This is a genomic window from Streptomyces sp. NPDC041108, from assembly GCF_055592645.1.
Map to the genome: position 1 here is coordinate 404,414 of NZ_JBVIYK010000005.1, position 26,932 is coordinate 431,345.

The 26,932-nt window shown below is 72.8% G+C and carries 22 protein-coding genes and 1 pseudogene; 16 read left to right on the plus strand and 7 right to left on the minus strand.

Annotated elements, in window-relative coordinates:
* Window positions 1-97 precede the first annotated feature (97 nt).
* Window positions 98-2,824 (plus strand): DNA polymerase I, encoded by a 2,727-nt coding sequence (polA, locus tag ACZ6BB_RS17520; protein WP_471616046.1) that lies wholly within the window; start codon window positions 98-100, stop codon window positions 2,822-2,824.
* Window positions 2,825-3,349: 525 nt separating this feature from the next.
* Here polA and ACZ6BB_RS17525 read toward each other — a convergent pair.
* Entirely contained in the window at window positions 3,350-4,201 is an 852-nt protein-coding gene (locus ACZ6BB_RS17525; protein WP_471616047.1) for a DUF4184 family protein, read from the minus strand.
* Window positions 4,202-4,599: 398 nt separating this feature from the next.
* On the opposite strand from ACZ6BB_RS17525, the gene ACZ6BB_RS17530 reads away from it, so the two are divergent.
* The 3 genes from ACZ6BB_RS17530 (at window position 4,600) to pgfA (ending at window position 7,865) form a co-directional block, all read left to right on the plus strand.
* Complete coding sequence (locus ACZ6BB_RS17530) at window positions 4,600-6,387, plus strand: lytic transglycosylase domain-containing protein (protein WP_471616048.1); 1,788 nt, start codon at window positions 4,600-4,602, stop codon at window positions 6,385-6,387.
* A 283-nt stretch (window positions 6,388-6,670) separates the two neighbouring features.
* Window positions 6,671-6,805, plus strand: coding sequence for an SPW_0924 family protein (locus tag ACZ6BB_RS17535; RefSeq protein WP_275459200.1), 135 nt, complete (start codon window positions 6,671-6,673; stop codon window positions 6,803-6,805).
* A 67-nt stretch (window positions 6,806-6,872) separates the two neighbouring features.
* Window positions 6,873-7,865 (plus strand): cell envelope lipid trafficking protein PgfA, encoded by a 993-nt coding sequence (gene pgfA, locus ACZ6BB_RS17540; protein WP_471616049.1) that lies wholly within the window; start codon window positions 6,873-6,875, stop codon window positions 7,863-7,865.
* Here the strand turns inward: pgfA and hrpB are convergent.
* Window positions 7,855-10,401 (minus strand): ATP-dependent helicase HrpB, encoded by a 2,547-nt coding sequence (gene hrpB / locus ACZ6BB_RS17545; protein ID WP_471616050.1) that lies wholly within the window; start codon window positions 10,399-10,401, stop codon window positions 7,855-7,857. The two genes, pgfA and hrpB, sit on opposite strands and share 11 nt — an antisense overlap.
* Window positions 10,402-10,541: 140 nt before the next feature.
* Window positions 10,542-11,458, minus strand: a pseudogene (locus ACZ6BB_RS17550) (class I SAM-dependent methyltransferase).
* Window positions 11,459-11,769: 311 nt separating this feature from the next.
* Here ACZ6BB_RS17550 and rpsA point away from each other — a divergent pair.
* The 4 genes from rpsA to ACZ6BB_RS17570 all read left to right on the plus strand — a co-directional run bounded on the left by rpsA (window position 11,770) and on the right by ACZ6BB_RS17570 (window position 15,667).
* On the plus strand, window positions 11,770-13,266 hold the full coding sequence (gene rpsA, locus ACZ6BB_RS17555) for a 30S ribosomal protein S1 (protein WP_086800035.1): 1,497 nt from the start codon (window positions 11,770-11,772) through the stop codon (window positions 13,264-13,266).
* Window positions 13,267-13,614: 348 nt separating this feature from the next.
* Window positions 13,615-14,553, plus strand: a complete 939-nt coding sequence (locus tag ACZ6BB_RS17560) for a PAC2 family protein (protein ID WP_471616051.1) — start codon at window positions 13,615-13,617, stop codon at window positions 14,551-14,553.
* 54 nt (window positions 14,554-14,607) lie between these two features.
* A complete protein-coding gene (gene coaE, locus ACZ6BB_RS17565) occupies window positions 14,608-15,237 on the plus strand; it encodes a dephospho-CoA kinase (protein WP_471616052.1) in 630 nt (209 codons plus the stop codon).
* A 49-nt stretch (window positions 15,238-15,286) separates the two neighbouring features.
* Window positions 15,287-15,667, plus strand: a complete 381-nt coding sequence (locus ACZ6BB_RS17570; RefSeq protein WP_275459205.1) for a tetratricopeptide repeat protein — start codon at window positions 15,287-15,289, stop codon at window positions 15,665-15,667.
* A gap of 45 nt (window positions 15,668-15,712) precedes the next feature.
* Here ACZ6BB_RS17570 and ACZ6BB_RS17575 read toward each other — a convergent pair whose 3' ends face one another.
* Window positions 15,713-15,982 carry a DUF6343 family protein gene (locus ACZ6BB_RS17575; protein WP_471616053.1) on the minus strand — a complete coding sequence of 90 codons (270 nt, stop codon included), beginning with the start codon at window positions 15,980-15,982 and terminating at the stop codon, window positions 15,713-15,715.
* A 110-nt stretch (window positions 15,983-16,092) separates the two neighbouring features.
* On the opposite strand from ACZ6BB_RS17575, the gene ACZ6BB_RS17580 reads away from it, so the two are divergent.
* From ACZ6BB_RS17580 to ACZ6BB_RS17590, 3 genes are all read left to right on the plus strand, one after another.
* A complete protein-coding gene (locus tag ACZ6BB_RS17580) occupies window positions 16,093-17,082 on the plus strand; it encodes an acyltransferase domain-containing protein (RefSeq protein WP_471616054.1) in 990 nt (329 codons plus the stop codon).
* A gap of 117 nt (window positions 17,083-17,199) precedes the next feature.
* A complete protein-coding gene (locus tag ACZ6BB_RS17585) occupies window positions 17,200-17,889 on the plus strand; it encodes a class I SAM-dependent methyltransferase (RefSeq protein WP_471616055.1) in 690 nt (229 codons plus the stop codon).
* Window positions 17,890-17,998: 109 nt separating this feature from the next.
* Window positions 17,999-18,457: a DoxX family protein gene (locus ACZ6BB_RS17590; RefSeq protein WP_471616056.1), complete on the plus strand. Its 459-nt coding sequence runs from the start codon at window positions 17,999-18,001 to the stop codon at window positions 18,455-18,457.
* A 31-nt stretch (window positions 18,458-18,488) separates the two neighbouring features.
* On the opposite strand, the gene ACZ6BB_RS17595 is transcribed toward ACZ6BB_RS17590, so the two are convergent.
* On the minus strand, window positions 18,489-19,013 hold the full coding sequence (locus ACZ6BB_RS17595) for an RNA-binding S4 domain-containing protein (RefSeq protein ID WP_471616057.1): 525 nt from the start codon (window positions 19,011-19,013) through the stop codon (window positions 18,489-18,491).
* A 63-nt stretch (window positions 19,014-19,076) separates the two neighbouring features.
* Here ACZ6BB_RS17595 and ACZ6BB_RS17600 point away from each other — a divergent pair, with 63 nt between their 5' ends.
* Both ACZ6BB_RS17600 and pip read left to right on the plus strand, forming a co-directional pair.
* A complete protein-coding gene (locus ACZ6BB_RS17600) occupies window positions 19,077-19,823 on the plus strand; it encodes a uracil-DNA glycosylase (protein WP_471616058.1) in 747 nt (248 codons plus the stop codon).
* A 64-nt stretch (window positions 19,824-19,887) separates the two neighbouring features.
* On the plus strand, window positions 19,888-20,847 hold the full coding sequence (gene pip / locus ACZ6BB_RS17605; protein WP_471616059.1) for a prolyl aminopeptidase: 960 nt from the start codon (window positions 19,888-19,890) through the stop codon (window positions 20,845-20,847).
* Window positions 20,848-20,857: 10 nt separating this feature from the next.
* Here the strand turns inward: pip and ACZ6BB_RS17610 are convergent, their stop codons facing one another.
* Window positions 20,858-21,625, minus strand: a complete 768-nt coding sequence (locus ACZ6BB_RS17610; protein ID WP_471616060.1) for a GntR family transcriptional regulator — start codon at window positions 21,623-21,625, stop codon at window positions 20,858-20,860.
* Window positions 21,626-21,818: 193 nt separating this feature from the next.
* Between ACZ6BB_RS17610 and ACZ6BB_RS17615 the strand changes: the two genes are divergently transcribed.
* Together ACZ6BB_RS17615 and ACZ6BB_RS17620 are read left to right on the plus strand one after the other, a co-directional pair.
* Window positions 21,819-23,297: an NCS1 family nucleobase:cation symporter-1 gene (locus ACZ6BB_RS17615; protein ID WP_471616061.1), complete on the plus strand. Its 1,479-nt coding sequence runs from the start codon at window positions 21,819-21,821 to the stop codon at window positions 23,295-23,297.
* A gap of 2 nt (window positions 23,298-23,299) precedes the next feature.
* The gene (locus ACZ6BB_RS17620; RefSeq protein WP_471616062.1) at window positions 23,300-24,034 is read left to right on the plus strand and encodes an aspartate/glutamate racemase family protein; all 735 of its coding nucleotides are present in this window, start codon (window positions 23,300-23,302) and stop codon (window positions 24,032-24,034) included.
* Window positions 24,035-24,079: 45 nt separating this feature from the next.
* Here ACZ6BB_RS17620 and ACZ6BB_RS17625 read toward each other — a convergent pair whose 3' ends face one another.
* Window positions 24,080-24,493: a RidA family protein gene (locus tag ACZ6BB_RS17625; protein ID WP_471616063.1), complete on the minus strand. Its 414-nt coding sequence runs from the start codon at window positions 24,491-24,493 to the stop codon at window positions 24,080-24,082.
* A gap of 359 nt (window positions 24,494-24,852) precedes the next feature.
* Between ACZ6BB_RS17625 and ACZ6BB_RS17630 the strand changes: the two genes are divergently transcribed.
* Entirely contained in the window at window positions 24,853-26,919 is a 2,067-nt protein-coding gene (locus ACZ6BB_RS17630) for an FUSC family protein (protein ID WP_471616064.1), read from the plus strand.
* Window positions 26,920-26,932 lie beyond the last annotated feature (13 nt).

Below are 26,932 nucleotides of genomic sequence, written 5' to 3' on the forward strand. Positions count from 1 at the left end.
TCCCGGCTCCGTGGGGGCGGGCGGTCTCCGCGTCCGGAGCGGGGCTCGGTACGTCCCTGGGGTCCGGCTGTCAGTGGTACGTGGCAGGATCGGGTTCGTGGCAGAGACTGGATCGAAGAAGACCGACAGCACCCCCGGCGGCAGCCGTCCCCGGCTCATGCTCATGGACGGGCACTCGCTGGCCTACCGCGCGTTCTTCGCGCTGCCCGCGGAGAACTTCACGACGGCGACGGGCCAGCCGACCAACGCGATCTACGGCTTCGCGTCGATGCTGGCCAACACGCTGCGCGACGAGGCCCCCACCCACTTCGCGGTCGCGTTCGACGTCTCCCGCAAGACCTGGCGCTCCGAGGAGTTCACCGAGTACAAGGCGAACCGCTCGAAGACCCCGGACGAGTTCAAGGGCCAGGTCGAGCTGCTCGGTGAGCTGCTCGACGCGATGCACGCCGTCCGCTTCGCCGTGGACGGCTTCGAGGCCGACGACATCATCGCCACCCTCGCCACCCAGGCCGAGGCGGAGGGCTTCGAGGTCCTCATCGTCACCGGCGACCGCGACTCCTTCCAGCTCGTCAGCGAGCACACCACCGTGCTCTACCCGACGAAGGGCGTCTCGGAGCTGACCCGGTTCACCCCGGAGAAGGTTTTCGAGAAGTACGGTCTCACCCCGGCCCAGTACCCGGACTTCGCGGCCCTGCGCGGCGACCCGTCCGACAACCTCCCCGGCATCCCCGGCGTCGGCGAGAAGACCGCCGCGAAGTGGATCAACCAGTTCGGTTCGTTCGCCGATCTCGTCGAGCGCGTCGAGGAGGTCAAGGGCAAGGCCGGGCAGAACCTCCGAGACCACCTGGAGGCCGTGAAGCTCAACCGCCGCCTCACCGAGATGGTGCGCACGGTCGACCTGCCCAAGGGCGTCGCCGACCTGGAGCGCGCCGCGTACGACCGCAAGGCCGTCGCGATGGTCCTGGACACCCTGGAGATCCGCAACCCGTCGCTGCGCGAGCGCCTGCTGGCCGTCGACCCGGGCGCCGAGGAGGCCGAGGCCGGCCCGCCGGCCGCCCCGGGCGTCGAGGTGGACGGCACGGTCCTCGGCTCCGGCGAGCTGGCCCCCTGGATCGCCGAGCACGGCACGGAGATCCTCGGCGTCGCCACGGTCGACACCTGGGCGCTCGGCGCGGGCTCGGTCGCCGAGATCGCGCTCGCCGCGGCCGGGGGAGCGGCCGCCTGGTTCGACCCGACCGGGCTGGACGAGGCGGACGAGACCGCGTGGGCGGCCTGGCTCGCCGACCCCGCGAGGCCGAAGGTGTTCCACAACGCCAAGGCCGCGATGCGGGTCTTCGCCGAGCACGGCTGGACCGTCGAGGGCGTCGGCATGGACACCGCCCTCGCCGCGTACCTGGTCAAGCCTGGCCGTCGCTCCTTCGACCTGGACGCGCTCACCCTGGAGTATCTGGGCCGCGAGCTGGCCCCCGCCGCCACGGCCGACGGCCAGCTGGCCTTCGGCGCGGACGAGGGCGCCGAGGCCGACGCTCTGATGGTGCAGGCCCGCGCGATCCTCGATCTCGGCGAGGCCTTCGGCGAGCGCCTGGACGAGGTCGGCGCGGCCGGCCTCCTCCGGGACGTGGAACTGCCCACCTCCGCGCTCCTGGCCCGGATGGAGCGCCACGGCATCGCGGCGGACCGGGCCCATCTGGAGGCCATGGAGCAGATGTTCGCGGGCGCCGTGCAGCAGGCGGTGAAGGAGGCGCACGCGGCGGCGGGGCACGAGTTCAACCTGGGCTCGCCCAAGCAGCTCCAGGAGGTCCTCTTCGGCGAGCTGGGTCTGCCCAAGACCAAGCGGACGAAGACGGGCTACACCACGGACGCGGACGCCCTCGCGTGGCTCGCGGGCCAGACGGACAACGAACTGCCGGTCATCATGCTCCGCCACCGTGAGCAGGCGAAGCTCCGCGTCACGGTCGAGGGCCTGATCAAGACGATCGCCGCGGACGGCCGCATCCACACCACGTTCAACCAGACGGTCGCCGCCACGGGCCGCCTGTCGTCCGTGGACCCGAACCTCCAGAACATCCCGGTCCGCACCGACGAGGGCCGCGCCATCCGACGCGGCTTCGTCGTCGGTGAGGGCTTCGAGTCCCTGATGACGGCGGACTACAGCCAGATCGAACTGCGGGTGATGGCCCACCTCTCCGAGGACGAGGGCCTGATCGAGGCGTTCACCTCCGGCGAGGACCTGCACACCACGGCGGCCGCACAGGTCTTCGGGGTGGAGCAGTCGGCGGTGGACGCGGAGATGCGCCGCAAGATCAAGGCGATGTCGTACGGCCTGGCCTACGGGCTGTCCGCGTTCGGCCTCTCCCAGCAGCTGAACATCGAGGCGGGTGAGGCGCGCGCCCTGATCGACGCGTACTTCGAACGCTTCGGCGGCGTACGGGACTATCTGCGCCGCGTCGTGGACGAGGCGCGGGCGACCGGGTACACGGCGACGCTGTTCGGGCGCCGGCGCTATCTGCCCGACCTCAACAGCGACAACCGCCAGCGTCGCGAGTCCGCCGAGCGGATGGCCCTCAACGCGCCCATCCAGGGCACCGCCGCCGACATCGTCAAGATCGCCATGCTGAACGTCGGCCGGGCTCTGGACGAGGCCGGTCTCGCTTCCCGCATGCTCCTCCAGGTCCACGACGAAATCGTCCTCGAGATCGCCCCGGGTGAACGCGACCGCACCGAGCAGCTCCTGCGCCACGAGATGGCCAACGCGGTGCACCTGAGGGCCCCGCTGGACGTCTCGGTGGGCCACGGCCCGGACTGGGAGTCGGCGGCGCACTAGCCGGCCACGGCCGGGCCTCGGGGGCGGGGCCCGGTGGGGGTCTCGCCCCGGTTCCCCTCGCCCGTCGAGACGACGGACCTGCGGGCCGGCGAAAGGCACGGGGCGCAGCCCCTGTCCTTCAGGGGCGCGGGGAACCGCGCGACGAACCCCCACCGGACCCGCACCCGTCGACGGAACCCGCGCCGACGGCCGGCACCCGTCGAGGAACCCGCACCCACGGCCCGCCCGCGTTCACCCGCCCGGCCCACACCAGGGCGCCCCCACCCGCGCCCAGCCGCAAGGATGCCCGCATGGGCATACGCACGCTCCGCCGCCGAACAGCGACAGCTGCCACCCGCCTGTCAGGGGTGCGGACCCGTCTCACCCAGGGCCCCTGGGCCCGCCCACGCGTCCGGCGGCCGCACAGCCTCTACCCCTGGCCGCTGACCCACCCCCTGGCGGCCCTCCTCGGCCACGTCCCCCCGTACGCCGCCCGCGCCGCCAGGCCCCGCATCCCCAGCGGCGCCCCCACCCGGCGTTCGGCACTCAGCGGCGGACCGGGTTGTCCGCCTCCGCGTCGGCTGCGGGCGCCGCAGCGGCAGGAACCGGGCGCCGCGCCCTGACGCCGACGCCGTAGAGGACCACGCCGGCCACCAGCCCGGCGCCCGCCCCGAAGCACACGGTCGGGATCACCTCGTACGGCTTGGCCACCGACCCCCAGGTCGCCCACCAGCGGGCCACCCGCTGGACGGCCGCGACCAGCGCGCAGCCCCCGATGACGGCGCCCGCCACCCACCGGTCGGCCGAGGAGAGCACGGGCACGCCCACGGGGTCCGCCGGGGGTTGCCGGCGCAGGGCCACCACGACGAAGACGGTGATCGCGACCGCCGCGACCGCGGAGCCGCCGTACTGGAGGTACCAGTAGAGCGGCGAGCCCGCGATCTCCTCGCCGAGGACGGGGAACAGCCGCATCCCCCACCGGTCGAGATGGGTGAACGCGTCCCACACGACATGGGTCAGCGAGCCGAGGGCCGCGGAGACGTACCACCACAGGGCCAGCGAGGGACTGAACCCCCGCGCCCCCGCGCCACAGCGCACCAGAGCGGCCACCCGCCCCTGCCGCCCCCTCGGCAGCAGGGCGACCAGCGGCTCCCGCAGCACCAGCCACAGCCCGACCAGCGCCCAGGTGACGAGGACGTCGACGGTGAACACCCCGGCGAAGGAGTGCGTGACGTCGCCGAACTCCATGGCCTCCGGCAGCACACTCGCCACGTAGTAGGTCAGGTCGGGCGCGAACGAACCGGCGACGAGCACCGACGGCACCAGAGGCCCGCGCCCGGTCCCGTTCCCCCGCAGGGCGGGCAGTACGGCGGCCGCGTGGCTGAGCGTGAAGGGCAAGTCGTCCCCCTGTGACGGACTTTGGCCGGACGTGCCGGCCCGGCGATGACCGGTCGCCAGTATGCGTGACCTGTCCCCAGCCGTCCGAAGGGTGCCCGCGTGACAGCAATCCGATATGGCCAATCGGTGAATATCGGGCGCGAACGGGTGTCCGGGCAACGGAAGTTGTCGTAGGGTCGCCTGGGTCGTCGCGCCGGTCGAAGGGTTGGCCGCCGGAGTTCTGGAAAAGGAATGCCGGAACAGGGCAACCAAGACCGGAACTCCGGAGTCGGTGTACCTGTGCGGGAAAGCCGGTCCGTCGAAACCGGAAAAACGCCCGAGACGTCAAGAAGCGGTACTACACGGCAGTAAGCGGAATGAACGTTGACGCGTTCGACCACCGGGGAGGGGTTCACTCAATGGCGGCGCAGTTCGGTTTGAGGCTCCGCAAGGGGGCGGCCACGACCGCCCTGGCCGCGGCCACGGTAGCGGCGCTCGCCGCCTCCCAGGCCCCGGGGGTGACCACCGACAGCTCCGGCAGACAGACCATGGGCTCACCCTCGCCGGAGATGAGCACCCAGGCCGACGAGACCGCCACGGGCAACTCGCAGTACTACACGGACCTCCCGCCCCTGGACAGCCCCACCCCGACCACGGGACCGGGTGGCGCCCCGGGCGCGACCGGCGCCGGCGAGAGCGGGATACCCGCGACCGTCCTCGACGCCTACAAGAAGGCCGAGGCGGCCCTGCGGGAGTCCAAGCCCGGCTGCAACCTGCCCTGGCAGCTCCTCGCCGCCATCGGCAAGGTGGAGTCCGGTCAGGCCGGTGGCGGCCGTGTCGACGCCGAGGGCACCACGATCGGCAAGAAGATCCTCGGCCCCCCGCTCAACGGCAACGGCTTCGCCAACATCAGCGACACCGACAACGGCGTGTACGACGACGACAGCACGCACGACCGCGCGGTCGGCCCCATGCAGTTCATCCCGTCCACCTGGAAGTGGGCGGGCCGCGACGGCAACGCCGACGGCGCCGAGGACCCCAACAACGTCTACGACGCCGCCCTCGCCGCCGGCCACTACCTGTGCCGCTTCGACTGGGACCTGTCGAACGCCGCGAACCTGCGCAGCGCGATCCTCAGCTACAACAACTCGACGGAGTACTACAACACCGTCATGTCGTGGCTGGCGCACTACCGCAAGGGCGCCCACGAGATCCCGGACGGCACCGGCTCCCTGCCCGAGACGCCGAGCGGCGGCAGCAACAACGGCACCGGGAACGGCACCGGAACAGGCAACAACACCGGCACCGGGAACGGCACCGGCGGCTCCGCACCGAGCCCCAAGCCCACCCCGCCCAAGCCGGGCAAGCCGGGCAAGCCCAAGCCCAAGCCCGGCGGGCCGGGCGGCGGCGGCACCACCCCGCCCCCGCCGAGCACCAACCCGCCCACGACACCGGGCACCCCCACCGACTCGGTCCACCACCTGGAGAACGCGGGTGCGGCGAGTCTGACCGCCATGGCCGGCGACACCTTCACCGGCAAGCTCGCCGCCCGCACGGAGACCAAGGCGGGCAAGGCCGTGGCGAAGGTCCGGGTCCGCTTCACCGTCGTCGGCGACACGGACACCACCTTCACCGGCGGCGAGAAGGTCGCGACCGTCCTCACCGACAGCACGGGCAAGGCCACCGCGCCCGCGCTCGTGGCCGGCGAGAAGACCGGTGGCCTCACGATCCGCACCACCGTCGTGGGCCGCACCGTGGCCGCCCTGGAGCACAAGGCCATCGTCACCGCCCGCGCGGCGGACGCCCTCGCCCGCGTCGGCACCGCCGCGCTGACCTGCGTCCCGGGCGGGGAGTTCGCGGAGCAGATCACGGTGAAGGCCACCTACCGGGGCGAGATCGCGGACAAGGTCGCCGCCCGGGCGACCCTCGTCACCTCGCTCCTCGACCCCACCGAGAACGACAAGGGCCCCTACTTCAAGGACGCGGGCGACAAGCCCGTGCGCACCTTCGCCCTGGAGACCGACGAGGACGGCGTCCTCAAGCTCCCGAAGCTCTACGCGGACGACGCCACCGGCACGTTCCTGCTCCGCGTCGAGACCGAGGGCGGCGCGACCCTCACCCTCGAACTGACGGTGCAGGCGCCCGCGGAGACGACCGCCCCGACCGAGTCGGCCGAGCCCACGACGCCGAGCCCCAGCGCGTCCTGACCCGCATGGCCGCGCCCGCGGCCACGACGGCGGCGCCCCTCTTCCGGAGGGGCGCCGCCGTCGTTGTGTGTGCAACGTGTTCTCATCTCGCCCGGCCGTTGCTACGGTGCCAGATCTGACGCAGTATCAGTTTCCGTTCGTCAGGCCCGTAGTCGTCAGGCCGTACTCGTTAGGCCCGTACTCGTAAGGCCGTAGTTGTAAGGCCCGTAGTCGTCAGACCGGTGGTCGTCAGGCCCCGTAGTCATGACACCCGTAGTCGTAAGGCCGTAGTCGGGAGGTCCGTATGCGCGCTCTGATCGCCGCCGCCACCGGTCTCGTCCTCGCCTTCGCCCTGGTGTTCACGGTCACGGCGCTGGGCTCACCGACGGGCGAGACCTCACCGAAGCCGTTGCTGACGACGGTCCCCGCACATCCGTAGCCGCACGTCCACAGCCGCACAGCCGAGGGTGGCCGCACACCCGCAACCGCCCGGGAGGGAGGCCGAGATGCGTCGTAGGGCCGGCCTGATCCTGCTCGCGCTCGCCGTGTTCTTCACCGCCCTGTCCCCGCTGGTGCGCTGGTACGCCTTCCCACGCCTGGCCAAGATCCCGGCGAACCAGTACCAGGACATGGTCCTGGAGGCGAAGGACGCCACCCTCCTCGACTACGCCACCATGACGGCCCGCAGGGTCCCGAAGGTCACCATCGTGCAGACCCTCAAAGGCGACGTGGAGGCATCCGAGGAGATCGAGAAGCACACCGACCGGGACGTCGTCGTCTGGGACGGCCTGTCGTACGTCCAGGGCCCCGACGGCGAGATGGTCTCCCGCATCCCCGAGCGCTACATCTTCGACGCCCACACCCAGGAACCCGTGCACGCCAAGGGCGAGTCGGTCGACGGCGACCCCGTGAAACGGGAGGGCCTGGAATTCAAGTGGCCCTTCCTCACGGAGAAGAGGGACTACGAGTACTTCGACGCCCAGGCCCGGATCACCGCCCCCATCCACTACAAGGGCACCCAGGACTTCCGGGGCGTCGAGGTCTACTACTTCGAGCAGACCGTCCCCTGGACGAAGGTCCCCTTCCCCCGGGTGATGCCAGTCGAGGGCATCACCCGGGAGACCGTCGCCGGAACCGGCACGACCCGCTGGTACACCACGGTCCGCAAGTTCTGGGTGGAACCCGTCACCGGCGCCCCCGTCTACGGCGAGGAGATCCACAAGGAGGAACTCCGCGGCGGCACCCTCCTGGGCGACCGCGAGAAGGTGACTGCCTTCGCCGGGCACGTGAAGATGCGCGAGGACTACATCGAGCACACCGTCGACCTCGTGACGTCCCAGCGCCTGATCGTCCTCCTCATGACCTCGTACCTGCCCTGGGGCTTCCTCGGCCTCGGCATCGCGCTCCTCGCCCTCTCCCTGTGGGTCGAGGCCCGCGGCCGCCGGCCCGGCGCCGCCGAGTCCAGCAGGCCCCCGGCGTCGGAGCCGGTCAACGCCTGAGCCGCGCGTTCGTGTACCGGGTGGGCTCGGCCGTCGCCGGGTCCTCCGGCCAGGGATGCCGGGGATACCGCCCGCGCAACTCCGCCCGCACCGCCCGGTACCCGTCCTTCCAGAAGGACGCGAGATCGGCGGTGACGGCGGCGGGCCGCCCGGCGGGGGACAGCAGATGCACCAGCACGGGCACCCCGGCCAGCACCGGCGACTCCCGCAGCCCGAACATCTCCTGCAGCTTCACCGCCAGCACCGGCTGCTCGGGCCGCGCGTAGTCGACCCGGATCCGGGACCCGCTCGGCACCTCGATCCGCTCGGGCGCCAGCTCCTCCAGCCGTACGGCGTCTCCCGTGGCCCACGGCAGCAACCGCTTCAGTGCCTCCCCGGCGTCGATCCGCCCGAGGTCCGCCCTACGCCGTGCCCGGCCCAGCTCGGGCTCCAGCCACTCCTCCACGCGCGCGTGCAGAGCGGCGTCGGACACATCGGGCCAGGGTGCGCCGAGCCGCGCGTGCAGAAAGCCCAGACGCTCCCGCAGCCGAATGCCGTCCTGCGACCACCGCAGCAGCCCGAGCCCCTCGACCCGCAGCCCTTCCAGCAACGCCTCCCGTACGAGCCCGGGGGCCGCCTCCCGCAACGGCCGCACCGCCAGCTCCACGGCCCCCAGCCGTTCCACCCGCCGGGCGACGACGTCCCCGTCCCGCCACCCGACCTCCTCACCGCGGCCGTACAGGCTCCCGGCCGCCTCCCGCGCGATTCCCTCGTCGACGGCGACGCCGAGCCGCACGCGCGCGTGCCCCGCCCCCGCCGCCCGGTCGGCGACGGCCACGGCGATCCAGGGCGCCCCTCGCAGCCCGGACCCCTCGCCCACCTCGGCCCGCGTCCCGGACACCATCAGATACGCGCCCCCGTCCTCCCGAGCCACCCGCTCCGGAAACGCCAGCGCCGCCACCACCCCCACCCCCCACTCCTCACCGGCACCCGCGCCGCCACCGGCACCCGCGCCGCCACCGCCACCCGCGCCGGCGTCCGCCGCCGCGGACCCGGACGCCGACGCGCTCCGCAGACGCCGCACCTCCGTGCGCCAGCGAGCCGCGTAGGCGTCACCCCCGCGCCGGGCGGACCGCAGCGCCCCGCCGAGGTCGTCGCCGTAGGCGCGCGGGGGCTCCTCGCTCAGCAGCGCGACGACCTCGGCGGCCCGCTCGGCCCCCACCAGCGGTGCCGCGTCCAGGAGCGCACGGGCCAGCCGGGGGTGCAGGCCGAGCCGGGACATGCGGGCGCCCCGGTCCGTGGCGTGTCCGGTGGGGGAGACCGCGCCGATCGCGGAGAGGACGTTCCTGGCCGCCGCCATCGCCCCGCCCGGCGGCGGGTCCAGAAGGGCGAGCCCGGAGGCGTCCGGATCGCCCCAGCAGGCCGCCTGGAGGGCGAACGCGGTCAGGTCGGCCACCTTGATCTCCGGCGAGGGGAAGCGCGGCAGACGGCCGTCCTCGGCCTCGGACCAGCAGCGGTAGACCGTGCCGGGGGCCTCGCGCCCGGCACGTCCGGCCCGCTGCCGCCCGGCCGCCCGCGAGGCCCGTACCGTCGTCAGCGAGCCGATCCCGCGCGCGTGGTCGACGCGCGGCTCCCGCGCGAGCCCGGAGTCGACGACCACCCGCACCCCGGGCACGGTCAGGGAGGACTCGGCCACCGAGGTCGCGAGGACCACCCGACGCCCGTCCCCGCCCGTGAGCACCGCGTCCTGCACGGCCGCCGGCGCCCGGCCGTGCACCTGGAGCACCTCCACGTCACCGAGGCCCCCCAGCTGCCCGGCCACACGCGCGATCTCCCCCACCCCCGGCAGGAAACAGAGCACGTCGCCCTCCCGCTCGGCCAGCGCCCGCCGCACCACCGACGCCACATGCGTCAGCGCCGCCGGGTCCACCCGCATCCCGTGCGGCGGCCGCACCGGACGCGACGGCGGCGCCCACACCACCTCGACGGGGTACGAGACGCCCTCCGCCGCGACCACCGGCGCCCCGCCGAGCAGCCGTGCCCAGCCCTCCGCGTCCGTCGTCGCCGACGCCGCCACCAGCCGCAGCCCGGGCCTCAGCGCCGCACGCACGTCGAGCAGGAACGCCGCCGCCGTGTCCGCGTCCAGATGCCGCTCATGGCACTCGTCGAGCACCACGACGTCGACGCCCGGCAACTCCTGGTCCCGCTGCAGCCGTTGCAGCAGGACACCCGTCGTGACGACCTCCACGCGCGCGTCGCGCCCGACGACCCGCTCGCCGCGCACGGTGTAGCCGACGCTCGCGCCGACCTCCTCGCCCAGCAGCCACGCCATGCGCCGCGCCGCCGCCCGCGCGGCGATCCGCCGAGGCTCGGCGACGACCACCCGCCGTACGGGGCCGCCGTCCAGCAGCCCCGCCAGGGCCAGGGGCACCAGTGTCGTCTTGCCGGTCCCGGGCGGTGCGACGAGCACCGCCGTGCCGTGCCCGTCCAGGGCGTCGTCCAGCGCGGGCAGGGCGTCGCGCACGGGCAGTGCGTCCAGGGCGTGGTAACGGATCACGCCCCCAGTGTCGTACGCCGCCGGAAAGGTCCCACCCCCGCGCGTGCCGCTCCTTCTCTCCTCCCTCTACGCGAGCCTCACCCGTACGCGAGGGAGCCGCGTTCCGGCGCCCGCCGGACCCGCCCCCTCCCGGTCCGGTCTCAGTCCCGCTCGCACACGAAGATCGCCGACCCCGGGATCAGGTTCCCGCGCAGCGGGGACCAGCCGCCCCACTCGGAGGTGTTCCAGGCGGGCCACTCCGGCTCGACCAGGTCGACCAGCCGGAAGTCCGCCGCGACGACGTCCCGGACGCGGTCGCCGACCGTCCGGTGGTGCTCGACGTACACGGCGTTCCCCTCCTCGTCCTGCTCGACGTACGGCGTGCGGTCGAAGTAGGAGCCGGAGACGGACAGGCCCTCGGGGCCGGGCTCGTCGGGGAACGCCCAGCGGATCGGATGGGTCACCGAGAAGACGAAGCGGCCGCCGGGGCGCAGCACGCGACGGACCTCCCGCAGCACGCGCACGGGGTCGGCGACGAAGGGCAGCGCCCCGTACGCCGAGCACGCCAGGTCGAAGGAGCCGTCCGCGAAGGGCAGATCGCCGGCGTCGGCGCACACCAGCGGGAACGACCCGCCGATGCGCAGGGCGTGCTGGAGCTGACGGTGGGAGAGGTCCAGGGCGACCGGGCGGGCACCCTGGGCGGCCAGCCAGCGCGAGCACTGCGCGGCGCCGGCCCCGATCTCCAGGACGTCCTTGCCCTTCAGGTCCTCGGGCGGCCCCAGCAGCTCCGCCTCCACCTCGTCGAGCCCCTCCGGGCCCCACACGAAACGGTCGTCGCCGAGGAAGGTGCCGTGCTCGATCTGGTACTCGTCGGCGTTGCGGTCCCACCAGCCCCGGTTGGCCCGGGAACTCTCGGTCACGCCGGCCTCGCGCCGGGTGGCCTCCGCCTCGTCGGCCCCGGGTGCGCCGGGGGCCCCGTGGACCTCGGGGGTTTCGTGGACTTCGGGCTCTTGGATGATCGGCTCCCTCGTCGTACTCTTCCGTAACCTGCGTGGCGGACCCGCTCCGGTGGTGTCACGGAAGGGGTCTTCCAGGCCTGCGTGGCCTCAAGGGACAGGTTTTGTGCCGGGTATGCGGCGTTCCGCCCCGGGTGTGCGCCTTCGCGCATTGACCCTGCCTGGCTGCCCCCGTATGCTACAAGTTGCGCTGCGGGCCTGCGCACCTCAGACCTAGCAGGCTGCGCTCGCATCTGTCGTATGTCCCCTCGGTTGTCGAGGCGCCACCGGATTTCCGTGGCGCTTCCTAGGCTGTCCGGCTTCTTCAGAGCGATACGGGCTCCCGGCGTAGCAGTACCTACGACTCACCGTCCGTACCGGAGCCCTTTCCCACATGACGAGCAGCACCGAGACCACCGCCACCACCCCGCAGGTAGCGGTCAACGACATCGGTAACGAGGAAGCCTTCCTCGCCGCGATCGACGAGACGATCAAGTACTTCAACGACGGCGACATCGTCGACGGCGTCATCGTGAAGGTCGACCGGGACGAGGTCCTGCTCGACATCGGTTACAAGACCGAAGGTGTCATCCCGAGCCGCGAACTCTCGATCAAGCACGACGTCGACCCCAACGAGGTCGTCAAGGTCGGCGACGAGATCGAAGCCCTCGTTCTCCAGAAGGAGGACAAGGAAGGCCGCCTGATCCTCTCGAAGAAGCGCGCCCAGTACGAGCGCGCCTGGGGCACCATCGAGAAGATCAAGGAAGAGGACGGCATCGTCACCGGCACCGTCATCGAGGTCGTCAAGGGTGGTCTCATCCTCGACATCGGCCTCCGTGGCTTCCTGCCGGCCTCCCTCGTCGAGATGCGTCGCGTCCGCGACCTCCAGCCCTACGTGGGCAAGGAGCTCGAGGCGAAGATCATCGAGCTGGACAAGAACCGCAACAACGTGGTCCTGTCCCGCCGTGCCTGGCTGGAGCAGACCCAGTCCGAGGTCCGCCAGACGTTCCTCACGACCCTCCAGAAGGGTCAGGTCCGCTCCGGCGTGGTCTCCTCGATCGTCAACTTCGGTGCCTTCGTGGACCTGGGTGGCGTCGACGGTCTGGTCCACGTCTCCGAGCTGTCCTGGAAGCACATCGACCACCCCTCCGAGGTCGTCGAGGTCGGCCAGGAGGTCACGGTCGAGGTCCTCGACGTCGACATGGACCGCGAGCGCGTCTCCCTGTCGCTGAAGGCGACCCAGGAAGACCCGTGGCAGCAGTTCGCCCGGACCCACCAGATCGGCCAGGTCGTGCCCGGCAAGGTCACGAAGCTGGTTCCGTTCGGTGCGTTCGTCCGCGTGGACGAGGGCATCGAGGGTCTGGTCCACATCTCCGAGCTGGCCGAGCGCCACGTGGAGATCCCGGAGCAGGTCGTCCAGGTCAACGACGAGATCTTCGTCAAGGTCATCGACATCGACCTCGAGCGTCGTCGCATCAGCCTCTCGCTGAAGCAGGCCAACGAGTCCTTCGGTTCGGACCCGGCCTCGGTCGAGTTCGACCCGACGCTGTACGGCATGGCCGCGTCGTACGACGACCAGGGCAACTACATCTACCCCGAGGGCTTCGACCCCGAGACCAACGACTGGCTCGAGGGCTACGAGACCCAGCGCGAGGCTTGGGAGGGCCAGTACGCCGAGGCGCAGCAGCGCTTCGAGCAGCACCAGGCCCAGGTCATCAAGTCCCGCGAGGCCGACGCCGCTGCCGCGGCCGAGGGCGGCGACGCCGCGGGTGCGGCTCCGGCCGCGGGTGGAGGCTCGTACTCCTCCGAGGGTGCGGACACCTCCGGTGCCCTCGCCTCGGACGAGGCCCTGGCCGCGCTGCGCGAGAAGCTGGCCGGCGGCCAGAGCTGAACGCACACACGGCTGAGCACTAGCCGATGACACTTCGGGCCCGCGTCCACCAGGACGCGGGCCCGAAGTGCGTTCCCGGGCCGCGTCGGCACCGGCCTCCAACTCCGCTGCCGCGTCCGGGATCTGCCGCCCGGGACACCGGAACTCCCCGCCCCGCGCGCGGAGTCGACGACCGGGGAGCGTGAACCGTGGCCGCCCGGCGTGCGCGGGTACGCGCGACGGCGTGACCGTGCTCCCCGCGCGCGTGCCGCACTCGTGGCGGGGCACCCCGCATTCGTGGAACGGTCGGGGGAATGCCCCGCCCCCGATCCGCGTTGTGGAGTAGGAACACGAGGAGGAGCGGTCACAGTGCTTGATCCGCAGGGTTTGTACGCATGGGAGCCGAAGGGCCTGGCCGTCGTCGACGTGGCGCTCGCCCAGGAGTCGGCGGGACTTGTCATGCTCTACCACTTCGACGGATACATCGACGCGGGTGAGACGGGCGACCAGATCGTCGAACGGCTCCTCGGCTCGCTGCCCCACCAGGTGGTGGCGCGCTTCGACCACGACCGGCTCGTGGACTACCGGGCCCGCCGCCCGCTGCTGACGTTCAAGCGCGACCGCTGGACCGAGTACGAGGAGCCGGCCCTGGAGGTGCGGCTCGTCCAGGACGCCACCGGAGCGCCCTTCCTGCTGCTGTCCGGCCCCGAGCCGGACGTGGAGTGGGAGCGTTTCGCGGCCGCCGTCCGGCAGATCGTGGAGCGGCTCGGCGTACGCCTGTCGGTGAACTTCCACGGCATTCCCATGGGCGTGCCGCATACCCGCCCGGTCGGCCTCACCCCGCACGGCAACCGGGCCGAGCTGGTCCCCGGCCACCGCAGCCCCTTCGAGGAGGCCCAGGTGCCCGGCAGCGCCGAGGCCCTCGTCGAGTACCGCCTCATGGAGGCCGGGCACGACGTGCTGGGCGTCGCCGCGCACGTACCCCACTACATCGCCCGCTCGCCCTACCCGGACGCCGCCCTGACCGTCCTTGAGGCCGTCACGGCGGCCACCGGCCTGGTGCTCCCCTCCGTCGCGCACGCCCTGCGCACGGAGGCCCACCGCACGCAGACGGAGATCGACCGGCAGATCCGGGAGGGCGACGAGGAACTGGTCGCCCTCGTCCAGGGTCTTGAGCACCAGTACGACGCCGCCGCGGGCGCCGAGACGCGGGGCAACATGCTCGCCGAGCCCGTCGACATCCCGTCCGCCGACGAGATCGGACGCGAGTTCGAGAAGTTCCTGGCGGAGCGGGAGGGCGAGGGCTGAGCCCCGCCCGGGTCGGCCTCGGCTCCGTCAGCGGCAGGGCCTAAGCTGCCGGGCATGCTGAAAGTGGGTCTCACCGGCGGTATCGGCGCCGGCAAGAGCGAGGTGTCCCGGCTGCTCGTGGAGTGCGGCGCCGTGCTGATCGACGCGGACCGCATCGCCCGCGAGGTCGTCGCACCGGGCACCCCCGGGCTCGCGGCGGTCGTCGAGACCTTCGGGGAGGGCGTGCTCGCGCCGGGCGGCGGCCTGGACCGGCCCAAGCTGGGCTCCCTCGTCTTCGCGGACCCGGCGAAGCTCGCCGCCCTGAACGCGATCGTGCACCCCCTGGTGGGCGCCCGCTCCGCTGAACTGGAGAGGTCCGCCGCCGAGGACTCCGTCGTCGTCCACGACGTCCCCCTGCTCACCGAGAACGGCCTCGCCCCGCTGTACGACCTGGTCGTCGTCGTGGACGTGGCCCCCGAGACCCAGCTCGACCGTCTGCTGCGGCTGCGCGGGATGACGGAGGAGGACGCACGCGCGCGCATGGCCGCCCAGGCCACCCGCGAGAAACGTCTGGAGATCGCGGACATCGTCATCGACAACGACGTCCCCCTGGACGATCTCCGGCGGCGGGTGCGGGACGTCTGGGCGGATCTCACCCGGCGGGCCCACGCGGCCGGGGAACGATCCGAACACACACAGGAATAGCCGGGTCCCGGGGCGCGTTGAACCCGTCCTGCAAGGGAAGGACTCAGCCGTGCCCGAGACCAGCGGTTCCACCGGACGTACCCCGGAGACGCACGTCATCGACTTCCGCGCCGCCGAGCAACTGCTCGCCGCGCGCGATCCGCGGGGTGCGGTCAAGCTGCTCGACCGCGTCATAGCCGAGCACCCCGAGAACACCGCGGCCCGGCTCCTGCGCGCCCGCGCGTTCTTCGCGGCGGCCCAACTGCGGCCCGCCGAACTGGAGTTCACCATCGTCCTGGAGCGCGAGCCGGACAACGCGTTCGCGCACTTCGCCCTCGCCCGCACCTATCAACGCCAGGCCCGCGACGACGAGGCCAAGCGGCACTTCCGGCTCGCCGCGGCCCTCGACCCCAACCCGCAGTACCTCGAAGCGGCACGCTTCGACTCCTGACGACGGCGGCCCGTCCGTGCCTTTGGTTCGCGCTGCCGCTGGCGTCTACGGGCGGCCGGGCGGTCGCGGTGGTTCGTACGGCGGGATGTCCCGGCCCGGCTGATAGTGCGGACCCTGGCGGATGTGACGCAGGACCACGACCAGGTCGACGGTGACGATCAGCCACAGCACCCCGCAGGCGGCGGCCCAGCCGGGGCGGCCGGCCAGAGCGAAGGCAGTCGTCCCCGCGATCGCCCAGATCAGCCCCCATACGCTCAGCCAGAACCGCATCCGCAGAGGACTGCGTGCTGTCGTGGGTTCACTGCCGGTACGCATCGGACCGCCGCTCCGTTCCTCGTCGTCCCCTCCCTCGTCCTACTCGGAAACGTACTCCCCGCCCCGTACGTTCTCCAGGAGACCGAGGCGGTGCGACGGGGGAGACGAAGGTGTTGCTGGACGCGGTGCGGGCGGACGAGAGGCTCGCCGACTGGCTGAACGGCCTGGAGGAGGGCGAGAGCCCCCCGGCGACGGAGGCCCGGGTGCCGGACGCCGACGACCTGCCGGACGTGCTGGTGGACCTCGCCGTGCCCTACGAGGACATCAACGACCTGGTCGCGCTGCGCCGCACACTGGCCGCCGACGAGGGGGCGACGTGGCTGCTCGGGCGATGCGTCGACGGACTCGTGCGGGACATGGGGAAGATCGGCAAGGGCCCGAGACTCCTGCCGCTGCCCCAGGAGTCGGGCCCGCTCGGCCGCTACTTCCACGTGTACGTCTTCGTCGCGGCCCTGCCGTACGTGCGCGCCCACCACCGTGAGCGCGGCATCCCCGACGACATCTCCCGGCGCACCCTCGCGGACCTCGGCCGCGGCCTGGTGCTGCACCGCCGGCGGTACGGCGTGGGCGGGCTCGTCGCACCGGGCTGGTACTCGCTGCACTTCCACGGAGAGCTGTTCCAGCTCGGCCGGCTGCAGTACCAGCGCTCACGCGTGAGCGGACGGGAGGGTGTCGCGCTGGCGGCGGCGGGCCTGCCGCTGGGGCCCGGGGAACCCTGCGTCGACCTGCACGTTCCCGACTACGCGGGACCCCTGACCCCACAGGCGATCGACCGTTCGCTGGCGACCGCCCGGGAGTTCTTCGCACGGCACTTCCCCCGGGAGCGCTACACGGCGGGCTGCTGCCACTCCTGGCTCCTCGACCCGCAACTGAAGCGGTACCTGCCGGCGGACGCCAACATCGTCCGGTTCCAGGAGCGGTTCCGGGTCTCCTGCGGCACCGGCGAACCCGAGGACGACCTGCCGGTCCGCTTCGTGTTCGGGGACCCGGACCTGCCGGTGGAGACCCTGCCCCGCCGGACGAGTCTCGAACGGGCCGTGGCCGATCATCTGCGGGCGGGCGGGCACTGGTACAGCGGCCATGGCTGGTTCGCCTGGTGAGATCCGGCCGGACGTGCGGGCCTGACCGACTCGGGTCACCCAGGTTCACCCCATCGGGTGATGGGTGACAGGAACGACCCGTGTCCGACCGGCCGTTGGACGGACATGAGCACACGCATGCGTGAGGGACACGAGGGGACCGGACCCGGCGCGATCACCCCGGACGGCTGCGCGGTCGAGCTGTACACGCGGCTGCCGGTGGGCGACGAGCCGGACGTGATCGCGGGCGTCGCGCCCGCGGGCGCGCGCATTCTCGAACTGGGCTGTGGCGTGGGCCGTATGACCCACCCCCTGATCGAGCGGGGGTTCACCGTCACGGCCGTCGACGAGTCGGCGCAGATGCTGGAGCGGGTGCGCGGGGCCCGCACCATATGCGGCCCGATCGAGGAACTGGACCTGGGCGAGACGTTCGACGTGGTGCTGCTCGCGTCGTTCCTCGTCCACACCGGGGACCCCGAGGTGCGGCGCGGGATGCTCGCGGCCTGTCTGCGGCATGTCGCGGACGACGGCTTCGTGCTGATCCAGCGCGAGGGGGAGGACTACCACACGAACGTGCCCCGGGAGCGGGTCGATCCCCGAGGCTTCACCGTCCGCGTGGTCTCGGCCGAACCGGTCGGGGACGGGGTCGACTCGGTGTTCGTGGAGTATCTCTTCCCGGACGGTGAGTGGACCCAGACGTTCCGGGCGCGGCCGCTGACCGAGGAGCAGTTCGAGGAGGCGCTGGCGGAGGCGGGACTCCAGGTGGAGCGGTATCCGACGGAGGACCGGACGTGGGCGAAGGCGGTGCCGACCGTGCGCGCAGGATGAGGCGGGCGGGGATCCCGGCGTGAATGTCCCGCGGGCGGCGATGAGTTCGGCGGAGAGGCCCGGTCTACCTCCGTGACAGCACCACGGAACCGCTTCCCCAGGAGATCCCATGTCCGAGCCCACCGTTCCCGCCGCCGGCACCGCTCCCGCCGCCGTCACGACAGGCACCGCACGCGGCAGGGCCGCACGCCTCTCGCTGCGCGCACTGCAGATCGCGCTCGCGCTGTTCTACGCGTGCGCGAGCGCGCTGCCGAAACTGATCGCTCACCCGTCGGCCGTCGAGTCCTTCGACACGCTGGGTTGGGGCAGCGCGGGCATGTACACCATCGGCGCGCTCGAACTGGCCGGTGCCATCGGGCTGTTGATCCCGGCGCTGGCCTCGGTCGCGGCGGTGTCGTTGGGCGCGCTGATGGTGGGGGCGTTCATCACGCAGATCACAGCCTTCGACGGGGAGTACGCGGCGACCCCGGTCATCCTGATGATCCCGCTCGCCCTGATCGCCTGGACGCGCCGCCAGGACGTGGCAGGGCCGGCGCAGTGGCTGCGCCGGCCGAGCCGGGACGTGTGAGGGCCGCGGCCGCCCGGGGGAGCGGGCGGTCCTACGTCGGGCGGCGGTGACGCTCGGCGTTCGCGGCTTCGGCCAGGCCCCGGAGGCGTTCGAGGTCACGGCGGTCGCGCTTGGTGGGACGGCCGGTTCCCCGGTCACGCAGACCCGCAGGAGCGACGGCCTCGCGAGGCGGGGGCGGAGGGGAGTTGTCGACGTAGCACTCGGCGGCGACGGGCGCCCCGACCCGCTTGCGGATCAGGCGCCGGACGACGACGATCCGCTCGTGCCCCCCGGCCTGGCGCAGCCGCACCTCGTCGCCGACACGCAGCGCGTGGGCGGGCTTGACGCGTTCGCCGTTGACACGGACGTGCCCGCCGCGGCAGGCGGTGGCGCCCATCGAGCGGGTCTTGACCAGGCGGACCGACCAGATCCAGCTGTCCACGCGCACGGTCTCGCCGCTCGCCGGGCGGGCGGCCCTGGCGGCCTCGGCCGCCGAGGACGCCGCCCCGGGCTCGTAGGCGCCCTCGTCCGCGGTGTCCGGACCGCTCGTCCGCTCCTCCGTACCTTCAGAAGCCATGCCTCGACCTTAGCCTCCGGCCGGCCGTGCGGGGCGGGCGATCACCGGACGTACCGTGGGGACATGGGCGGCGGCAGCGGTGGTGACGACGGCAGCGGCGGCGGTGGCGGAGGGACGGCCGGGCTGGCCGCGCTGGACGCGCGGATCAGCGGGTGCCGGGCCTGTCCCCGGCTGGTCGAGTGGCGGGAGGAGGTGGCGCGGACCAAGCGGGCCGCGTTCGCCGACCAGGAGTACTGGGGGCGGCCGGTGCCGGGCTTCGGGCCACCGGACGCCGCGCTGCTGATCGTCGGACTCGCCCCCGCCGCCCATGGGGCGAACCGGACGGGCCGGATGTTCACCGGTGACCGCTCGGGCGATGTGCTGTACGCGGCCCTGCACGACGTGGGCCTGGCCTCGCGCGGCACGGCGGTCGGCGCGGACGACGGTCTGGAACTGTACGGCGTGCGGATCACCTCGCCCGTGCACTGCGCGCCGCCCGCGAACAAGCCGACGCCCGAGGAGCGGAACACGTGCCGGCCCTGGCTGGTCCGGGAGCTGGAGCTGCTGCGGCCGACGCTGCGGGCCGTGGTCGTGCTCGGGGCGTTCGGCTGGCAGGCCGCGCTGCCCGCGCTCGCCGAGGCCGGCTGGGACGTGCCCCGGCCGCGACCCGTCTTCGGGCACGGCACCCACGCACCGCTCGACGGGCTCGACCTCTACGGCTGCTTCCACGTCAGCCAGCGCAACACCTTCACGGGCCGGCTGACCCCCGCGATGCTGCGCGAGGTCCTGCGTACGGCGGCGCGGTCCGCGGGGCTGGCCGTCACCTCGTAGCGGCGGTGTCCGGGGCCCGGAAAACCGGCTGCCGACCGCGCCTCGGGCCGGGTAGGGTCGCGCGATGCCCCTCTACCCGGAGATCGAACCGTACGACCACGGCCTGCTCGACGTCGGCGACGGCAACCGCGTGTACTGGGAGGTCTGCGGGAATCCGCGCGGCAGGCCGGCGGTCGTGCTGCACGGCGGTCCGGGGTCCGGGGCCAACGCCTGGTTCCCACGTCTCTTCGACCCCGAGGCGTACCGGATCGTGCTGCTGGACCAGCGCGGCTGCGGACGTTCGACGCCGCCCGCGAGCGCGTACGAGACCGACATGGGCGTCAACACGACCGGCCGTCTGATCGCCGACCTGGAACTGCTGCGGCGGCATCTGGGGATCGGGCGGTGGCTGGTGTGGGGCGTGTCGTGGGGGTCGGCGCTCGGCCTGCGGTACGCGCAGACGCATCCGCAGGCCGTGACGGAGCTGGTGCTGACGGGGGTCACCTCGGCCTCCGACGCCGAAGTCGCCCTGCTGACCCGGGGACTCGGACAGTACTTCCCGGAGGCGTTCGAACGGTTCCTCGCCGAACTGCCCGAGGACGACCGGGACGGGAACCTCGCGGCCGCCTACAACCGGCTGATCGAGTCGCCCGACGAGGCCGTGCGGGCGCGGGCCGCGAGGGCCTGGACCGACTGGGAGACGGCCATCGCGGCGCAGCCGCCCCGTTCCGTACCCCGCTACGAGGACCCGGTGTTCCGCTACGCGTTCGCCCGCACCGTCACCCACTACTGGGGCAACGGCCACTTCCTCGACGGCGGCGGTGACGGTGTGGTGCTGCGGGAAGCGCCGCTGCTCAAGGGCATCCCGGGCACCCTCGTCCAGGGCAGCCTGGACCCCGGCAACCTGCTCGGCATCGTCTGGCGCCTCCACCACGCCTGGCCGGGCAGTGAGCTGATCCTCGTCGACGACGTGGGACACGACGCGGGCGCCCCGGGCGTGGCCGAGGCGCTGGTGGCGGCGACGGACCGGTACGCCAGGGGCTGAGCCGCCGGGTTCACGGGCTGCCGTGCGCGTTCCCGGCACGGCCCGCGGTGCCCCCGGTCTCTTCGCCGTGCGCGCCGAGGCCGCACTCCCCGGCGCCGTCGTCACCCGTGCCGTCCTCGCCGAACAGATGCCGCACCGTCGACCGGTAGTTGGTCCGCACATGGGTGAGGGCGTGCGCGCGGGCGCGGGCGGGGTCGCCGGAGGCGATGGCGTCGTACAGTTCGCGGTGCTCGGTGAGGAGTTGCGGCCACTCGGTGTTCTGGCTGGTCAGCCAGCGCAGTCGGCCGTCGACCGGCTCCATGACGGAGATGAGCAGGCTGTTGCCGGCCATGGCGAGGACGCGGTCGTGGAAACGGGTGTTGATGTCGGTGATCGTCTCGGCGTCGTCGGCGCGGGTCGCCTCCGCCGCCCGGTCCAGCAGTGCGGCCAGCTCCGCGAGGGACTCCGGGGTGGCGCGGGAGGCGGCGAGCCCGGCGGCGTACACCTCCAGCGCCTCGCGCAGTTCGAAGAGCTCGGCCACGTCCGCCCGGGTCAGACGGCGGACGACCGTGCGGCGTGGGGTCTCGAAGTGGACGAAGCCCTCGGCGACCAGCGCGCGGATCGCCTCACGGACCGGGACGCGCGAGACCCCGAAGCGTTCGGCCAGCTCGCGTTCGACGAGCCGGTCGCCCGGACGGAGGCGTCCCGCGATGATGTCCTGCCGCAGCGTGCCCAGGACACGTTCACGCACCGCGCCCAGGGGTTCGATCTTCGCTCCTTCCGGAGCCAGGGAGCTCATGGGGCAATCTTCGCCGACTCCGGCGGGCTTTTACCGACCGTTAACAACAACGACATCGGTCAGAACTGTTGACGGGAGGACGATGAGCCCAGTTTGGTATACCAAACAGTCGAGGTGCTCCCCTGGTCCCCCACTCCGGGGCCGCCCCTCCCCGCCACCCGACCCCGTCTCCCAGCTCGCTCCTGGAGGCCCCGTGTCCCTCGCCGACAGTGCCGAAGCCACCGGCACCACAGCGTTCGTCCCCGATCCCCGCCTCACCAACGAAGACCTCGCCCCCGCGAAGAAGCGGAACTGGAAGGTCTTCGACCTCTTCGCCCTGTGGATGTCCGACGTCCACAACCTCGGGAACTACACGTTCGCCGCGGGCCTGCTGGTCCTCGGCATGAACGTCTGGCAGGTGTTCACCTCGCTGCTCGTCGGCTTCGTGATCATCTACATCGGGATGAACTGGATGGGGAGGATCGGGCAGCGCCACGGCGTGCCCTTCCCCGTGGTCAGCCGCATCAGCTTCGGCGTCTGGGGCGCCAACATCCCGGCCCTCATCCGGGCCGTGATCGCCATCATGTGGTACGGCATCCAGACCTATCTCGCGTCCGTCGCGGTCAACATCATGCTGATGGCCGCCTGGCCGGGCCTGGAGTCCTGGACGCACCACTCCTTCCTCGGCCTGCACCAGCTCGGCTGGTGCACCTTCGTCGCCCTCTGGCTCATCCAGGCGCTGATCATCAGCCAGGGCATGGAGTCCGTCCGCAAGTTCCAGGACTTCTGCGGCCCCGCGATCTGGCTCGTCATGATCGCGCTGGCGGTCTGGGTCCTCGCCAAGGCCGGCTGGACCATCTCCCTCACCACGACCCCCCATCCGGTCTCCGTGGGCGAGCAGTGGCGGCAGTGGTTCGGCGCGATCGGACTCGTCCTCGCCACCTACGGCACGCTGATGCTCAACTTCTGCGACTTCTCCCGCTTCGCGCCCGACTACAGGACCGTCAAGCGAGGCAACTTCTGGGGCCTGCCGATCAACTCGACCGCCTTCGTGGTCGTGTCGGTCATCGTCACGGCAGGCTCGCTGGAGGTCTTCGGCGAGGCCATCACCGACCCCGCGGAACTCGTCGCCAAGGTCGGCAACACCTGGGTGCTCGTGCTGGGCGCCCTGACCTTCGCCATCGCCACCATGGGCGTCAACATCGTCGCCAACTTCGTCTCACCGGCGTACGACCTCGCCAACGTCTGGCCACAGAAGATCACCTTCAAGGTGGGCGGCATGATCAGCACGGTCGCGGCGCTGGTCGTGACCCCGTGGAACCTCTTCTCCAACCCCACCGTCGTCCAGTACTTCCTCGGCGGCCTGGGCGCCTTCCTCGGCCCGCTGTTCGGCGTCATCATGCTCGACTACTTCTGGGTCAAGCGCGGCCGCATCGACGTCGACCAACTCTTCGACGCCACGCCCGGCTCCCGCTACTACTACCGCAAGGGCGTCAACCCCAAGGCCCTGTGGGCGTTCCTGCCGGCCGCCGCGGTCTCGGCGGTCCTCGCCCTGGTGCCGACCTTCGGCGGCGTCGCCCCGTACTCCTGGTTCATCGGGACCGCGCTGTCCGCCGGGCTGTACGCCGTGCTCTGCCGGGACGAGCGGGCCGCCGCCCCGGCCCCGTCCGGACCGGCAGCCGTGGAGGGCTGAGCGTGCGCATCGTCGTCACGAACTGCAACACCACGCAGGGGATGACCGAGGAGATCGTGCGAGGTGCCCGGGCCGCCGCAGGCCCGGGCACCACCGTGACCGGACTGACCCCGGCCTGGGGCCCCGAGTCCGTGGAGGGCTGGCTCGACAGCTACCTCTCCGCCGCCGCCGTCCTCGACACCTTGCGCACCTACGACAAGCCCTACGACGCGGTCGTCATGGCCGGGTTCGGCGAACACGGGCGCGAGGGCGCACGCGAACTGGTGGACGCCCCCGTCGTCGACATCACCGAGGCCGCCGCCCACCTCGCCTGCCTCCTCGGCCGGCGCTACGGCGTCGTCACCACCCTCGAACGCTCCTGCGGGCAGATTGAGGACAGCCTCGACGCCGCCGGAGTGGGCCGCAACTGCGCGGCGATCGTCGGCACCGGGCTGGGCGTCCTCGACCTCGCCGACACCGACCGCACCGCCCGCGCCTTCCTCGCGGCCGGGCAACGGGCCCGGGACGCCGGGGCCGAGGTGCTGGTCCTCGGGTGCGCCGGCATGACCGGACTGCAGCGGACGGTGGGGGAGAAGCTGGGGATGCCGGTCGTCGACGGGGTGGGAGCGGCCGTGAAGCTCGCCGAGTCGCTGGTGACGCTGGGGCTGACCACCAGCCGCGTGGGCGGGTACGCGAAGCCGCTGCGGAAGCGGAGGAGCTGGGGGGCCGCAGGACCGGCCGAACCGGGGAGCGGGTGAGCAGGACGCGGCACCAGCGCCCTCCAGACCGTCCGGAGCCCTCGCCTACACGGCCGGGGGCTCCGGCACCACCGCCGTCGCCGTGATCTCCACCAGCTGGCCCGTGTAGCCCAGACAGGCCACGCCGAGGAGAGTGGAGGAGTGGGGGCCGATGCTGAGACCGGACGCCTCGACGACGTCCCAGACCGCGGAGAGAGCCGCGGGCTCGCCGCTGACGACATACACGTCGGTGCACACGACATGCTCGAAGTCGCTGCCCACCGCCCGCAGTTGCTCCCCGAGGTTCGCCAGCACCTGCTCGGCCTGCCGTACCGGGTCCCCCTCCCCGACCAGCTTCCCGTCGGCGTCCAGCGGAACGGCCCCGGCGAGGAACGCGAGTTTCGTCCCGGCCTCCACGACGGACGCGTGCGCGTACACGGGCGGCGTGAAGAGACCGGGGACGGTGGTGCGCTGGATCATGAAGGCTCCTCGTGATGGACGACCAGTCGATGATGCGGACCTCTCGCCACGGCCGCATCCGAATTCCGGGCCGGGCCACCCCCTCTGCTCCGTCATGACCCGAGCCGCCGCTGAGCCCCGGCCCACGCCCGGGGGCCCCGATTGCGTTCATAAAGAACGTGGCATCTGCAGCGATCGTCACCTCGCGGTAATACGAGCGTTCCACATCCTCCAGGCCCGGCACCTACCGTGGAGGGCACCGAGGACCGACACAACGAGCGGCGCCCTCCCCTCGCCGCCGCACCGTCCGCGTACCGTCCACGCCCCGGCCGCCGTCGCCCGAAGGCACACCCCCGCCCTCACCCGACGACAGGAGCCCCGTGATCCGCCCCGCCGCCCTGACCCTTCCTCCCTGGCTCGCCCATGCCCTGCGTGCCCAACGAGGACCGGTGCCCTGGAACGCGGTGGTCCGAGGGGCGCTGGCCGGCGGGCCGCTGCTGTTCGTGGCCGTGCTGCTCGGGCGGCCCTCCATCGGGGTCCTCGCCGCGCTCGGCGCCATGCTCGCCGGGATCAACGACCGCCCCGGAAGCCGGCGCGCCGCCGTGCAACGGCTCGGGGTGCCCGCGCTCGCCGGGGCCGTGGGGTTGCTCGCCGGAACGTACGCAGGGCAGTACGCCGGGGCCGTCGTCCTCACCCTGCTGCTCACCGCGCTCGGGCTGCTCGCCGGCGGGATGAGCGCGGTCGGTCTCGTGGCGTCCGGAGCGGGCACGCAACTGCTGGTCGCGGCCGCCATCGGGGCCGGGATGCCGTTGCCGGAACCGGGATGGGAGCGGGCGCTCGCCTACCTCGCCGGCGCCGGATGGCTGCTCGCGCTGCGCCTCGCCCTGCCCACGCCCGCGGTCCTCACCGCCGGTGACTACCGCTTCGACGGGGAACGGGACGCCGTCGCCGCCGTCTACGACGCGATCGCCGGGCTGCTGGACGCCGTCGGCACCCCCGGCGCGCTCGCCCGGCGGGCCGCGCTGACCGCCGCCCTCGACCATGCCCAGGACGCGCTCGCCGGACCCCGGATACGGCGGTACGCCAGCTCGTCGGCCGAGCGGCGGCTGCACGCCCAGTACGCCGCCGCGCTGCCCCTTGCGGAAGCGGCGACGGCGCTGGCCTGGGCCGGGGACGCCGTGGTCGGCCGCGCATCCGAAGGACCCCGGCGGCTCGCCGCGGCCGTGCGGGGCAACACCACGACCGGACCGCTGCCCGCGCCCGTCCTGCCCCGCGACGCCCTTGCCCGCCCGCCCGCCGGCGTCCCCGTCGAGCCGGCGCTGCGCGCCCTCGACGACGCACTCCTGCGCGCCGCCGAGACCTTCGACCGGGGCGGTGACCCCCGCGCCCTGCACACCCGCCGCCGCACCCCCGGCTCCCTGCTCCGGCTCGGCCTCGGAGCCGGCGGCCGCGAGTACGGGCTGCGGGTAGCCCTGTCCTTCGGTGCCGCCGCGGCCGTGGCACAGGCACTGCACCACGAGCACTGGTACTGGCTGCCCGCGACCGCCGTCTTCCTGGTCAAGCCGGATCTGGGGCCGCTGGTGTCCCGCGTGCTGTGCCGGGCCGCCGGGACCGTGCTCGGCGCGGTGCTCTTCGCCGGGTTCGCCGCCGTACTGCCCCGGCCCGAAGGGCTCGTCGCGCTCGTCGCGGTCAGTGGGGCGCTGATCCCCGTCGCCACCCGGCACTTCGCCGCCCAGACAGCCGTCGTCACCGTCCTCGTCCTCGCTCTCGTCATGGTCGGCGGAGACTCCCAGGCATCCTGGAGCCGTATCGGCGAAACGCTGCTGGCCTGCGCCATCGTCCTGGTCGTCGGCCATCTGCCGATGCCGAAGGGGCAGCGCGGCGGGGGCGTGCGCACCCGGCTCACCGAGGCGGGCACCGCGGCGTACGCCTATCTCGCGCACGTCCTGGACGAGTCGCGCGCGCCGGGCGCCCGCTCCGGGGCGAACGGGACGTCCCCCGCGAGCGGTTCGGCCACGCCCAACGGCGTCACCGTGTCCGTCGGCGCGGCCCTGCCGGGCGCGGCCGACGAGAGGGCGGCACGCTGGGCCCTGCGCCGCGAGGCGTACCGCGCGCTCGCCCGCGCCCGAGGTGCGATCGCCCTCTCCGGGGCCGAACTGCCCGCCCTGGCCCGGCACACCGAGGGCACCGACGAGGTCGCCGCCGTCCTCGAACGACTGGTCGACACCACCACCGCCTGTGCCGTGCATCTCGACGACACCGGCCGGCTCAGCCGCCACCACACCGACCGTCTCACCGCCCTCCTCGACGAACTCGCCCGCCACCGGAGGCACATCGGCACCGGCTTTCCCGAGGCGCCGGGCATGGCCGGGGTACCGGGCGCACCGGGCGAGGCCGACGGATCGGGCGCGGTGGAAGCGCCGCCGGGACAGGGCCTGCACGCGTGAGCCCGCGCACGCC

Excerpts from the sequence above, each read along its gene's own strand:
- ACZ6BB_RS17530 (WP_471616048.1), top strand. The coding sequence starts at position 4,600 with ATGGCGGCGCAGTTCGGTTTGAGGCTCCGCAAGGGGGCGGCCACGACC.
- ACZ6BB_RS17535 (WP_275459200.1), top strand. The coding sequence starts at position 6,671 with ATGCGCGCTCTGATCGCCGCCGCCACCGGTCTCGTCCTCGCCTTCGCC.
- pgfA (WP_471616049.1), top strand. The coding sequence starts at position 6,873 with ATGCGTCGTAGGGCCGGCCTGATCCTGCTCGCGCTCGCCGTGTTCTTC.
- rpsA (WP_086800035.1), top strand. The coding sequence starts at position 11,770 with ATGACGAGCAGCACCGAGACCACCGCCACCACCCCGCAGGTAGCGGTC.
- coaE (WP_471616052.1), top strand. The coding sequence starts at position 14,608 with ATGCTGAAAGTGGGTCTCACCGGCGGTATCGGCGCCGGCAAGAGCGAG.
- ACZ6BB_RS17575 (WP_471616053.1), bottom strand. The coding sequence starts at position 15,982 with ATGCGTACCGGCAGTGAACCCACGACAGCACGCAGTCCTCTGCGGATG.
- ACZ6BB_RS17585 (WP_471616055.1), top strand. The coding sequence starts at position 17,200 with ATGCGTGAGGGACACGAGGGGACCGGACCCGGCGCGATCACCCCGGAC.
- ACZ6BB_RS17590 (WP_471616056.1), top strand. The coding sequence starts at position 17,999 with ATGTCCGAGCCCACCGTTCCCGCCGCCGGCACCGCTCCCGCCGCCGTC.
- ACZ6BB_RS17595 (WP_471616057.1), bottom strand. The coding sequence starts at position 19,013 with ATGGCTTCTGAAGGTACGGAGGAGCGGACGAGCGGTCCGGACACCGCG.
- ACZ6BB_RS17600 (WP_471616058.1), top strand. The coding sequence starts at position 19,077 with ATGGGCGGCGGCAGCGGTGGTGACGACGGCAGCGGCGGCGGTGGCGGA.
- pip (WP_471616059.1), top strand. The coding sequence starts at position 19,888 with ATGCCCCTCTACCCGGAGATCGAACCGTACGACCACGGCCTGCTCGAC.
- ACZ6BB_RS17610 (WP_471616060.1), bottom strand. The coding sequence starts at position 21,625 with ATGAGCTCCCTGGCTCCGGAAGGAGCGAAGATCGAACCCCTGGGCGCG.
- ACZ6BB_RS17625 (WP_471616063.1), bottom strand. The coding sequence starts at position 24,493 with ATGATCCAGCGCACCACCGTCCCCGGTCTCTTCACGCCGCCCGTGTAC.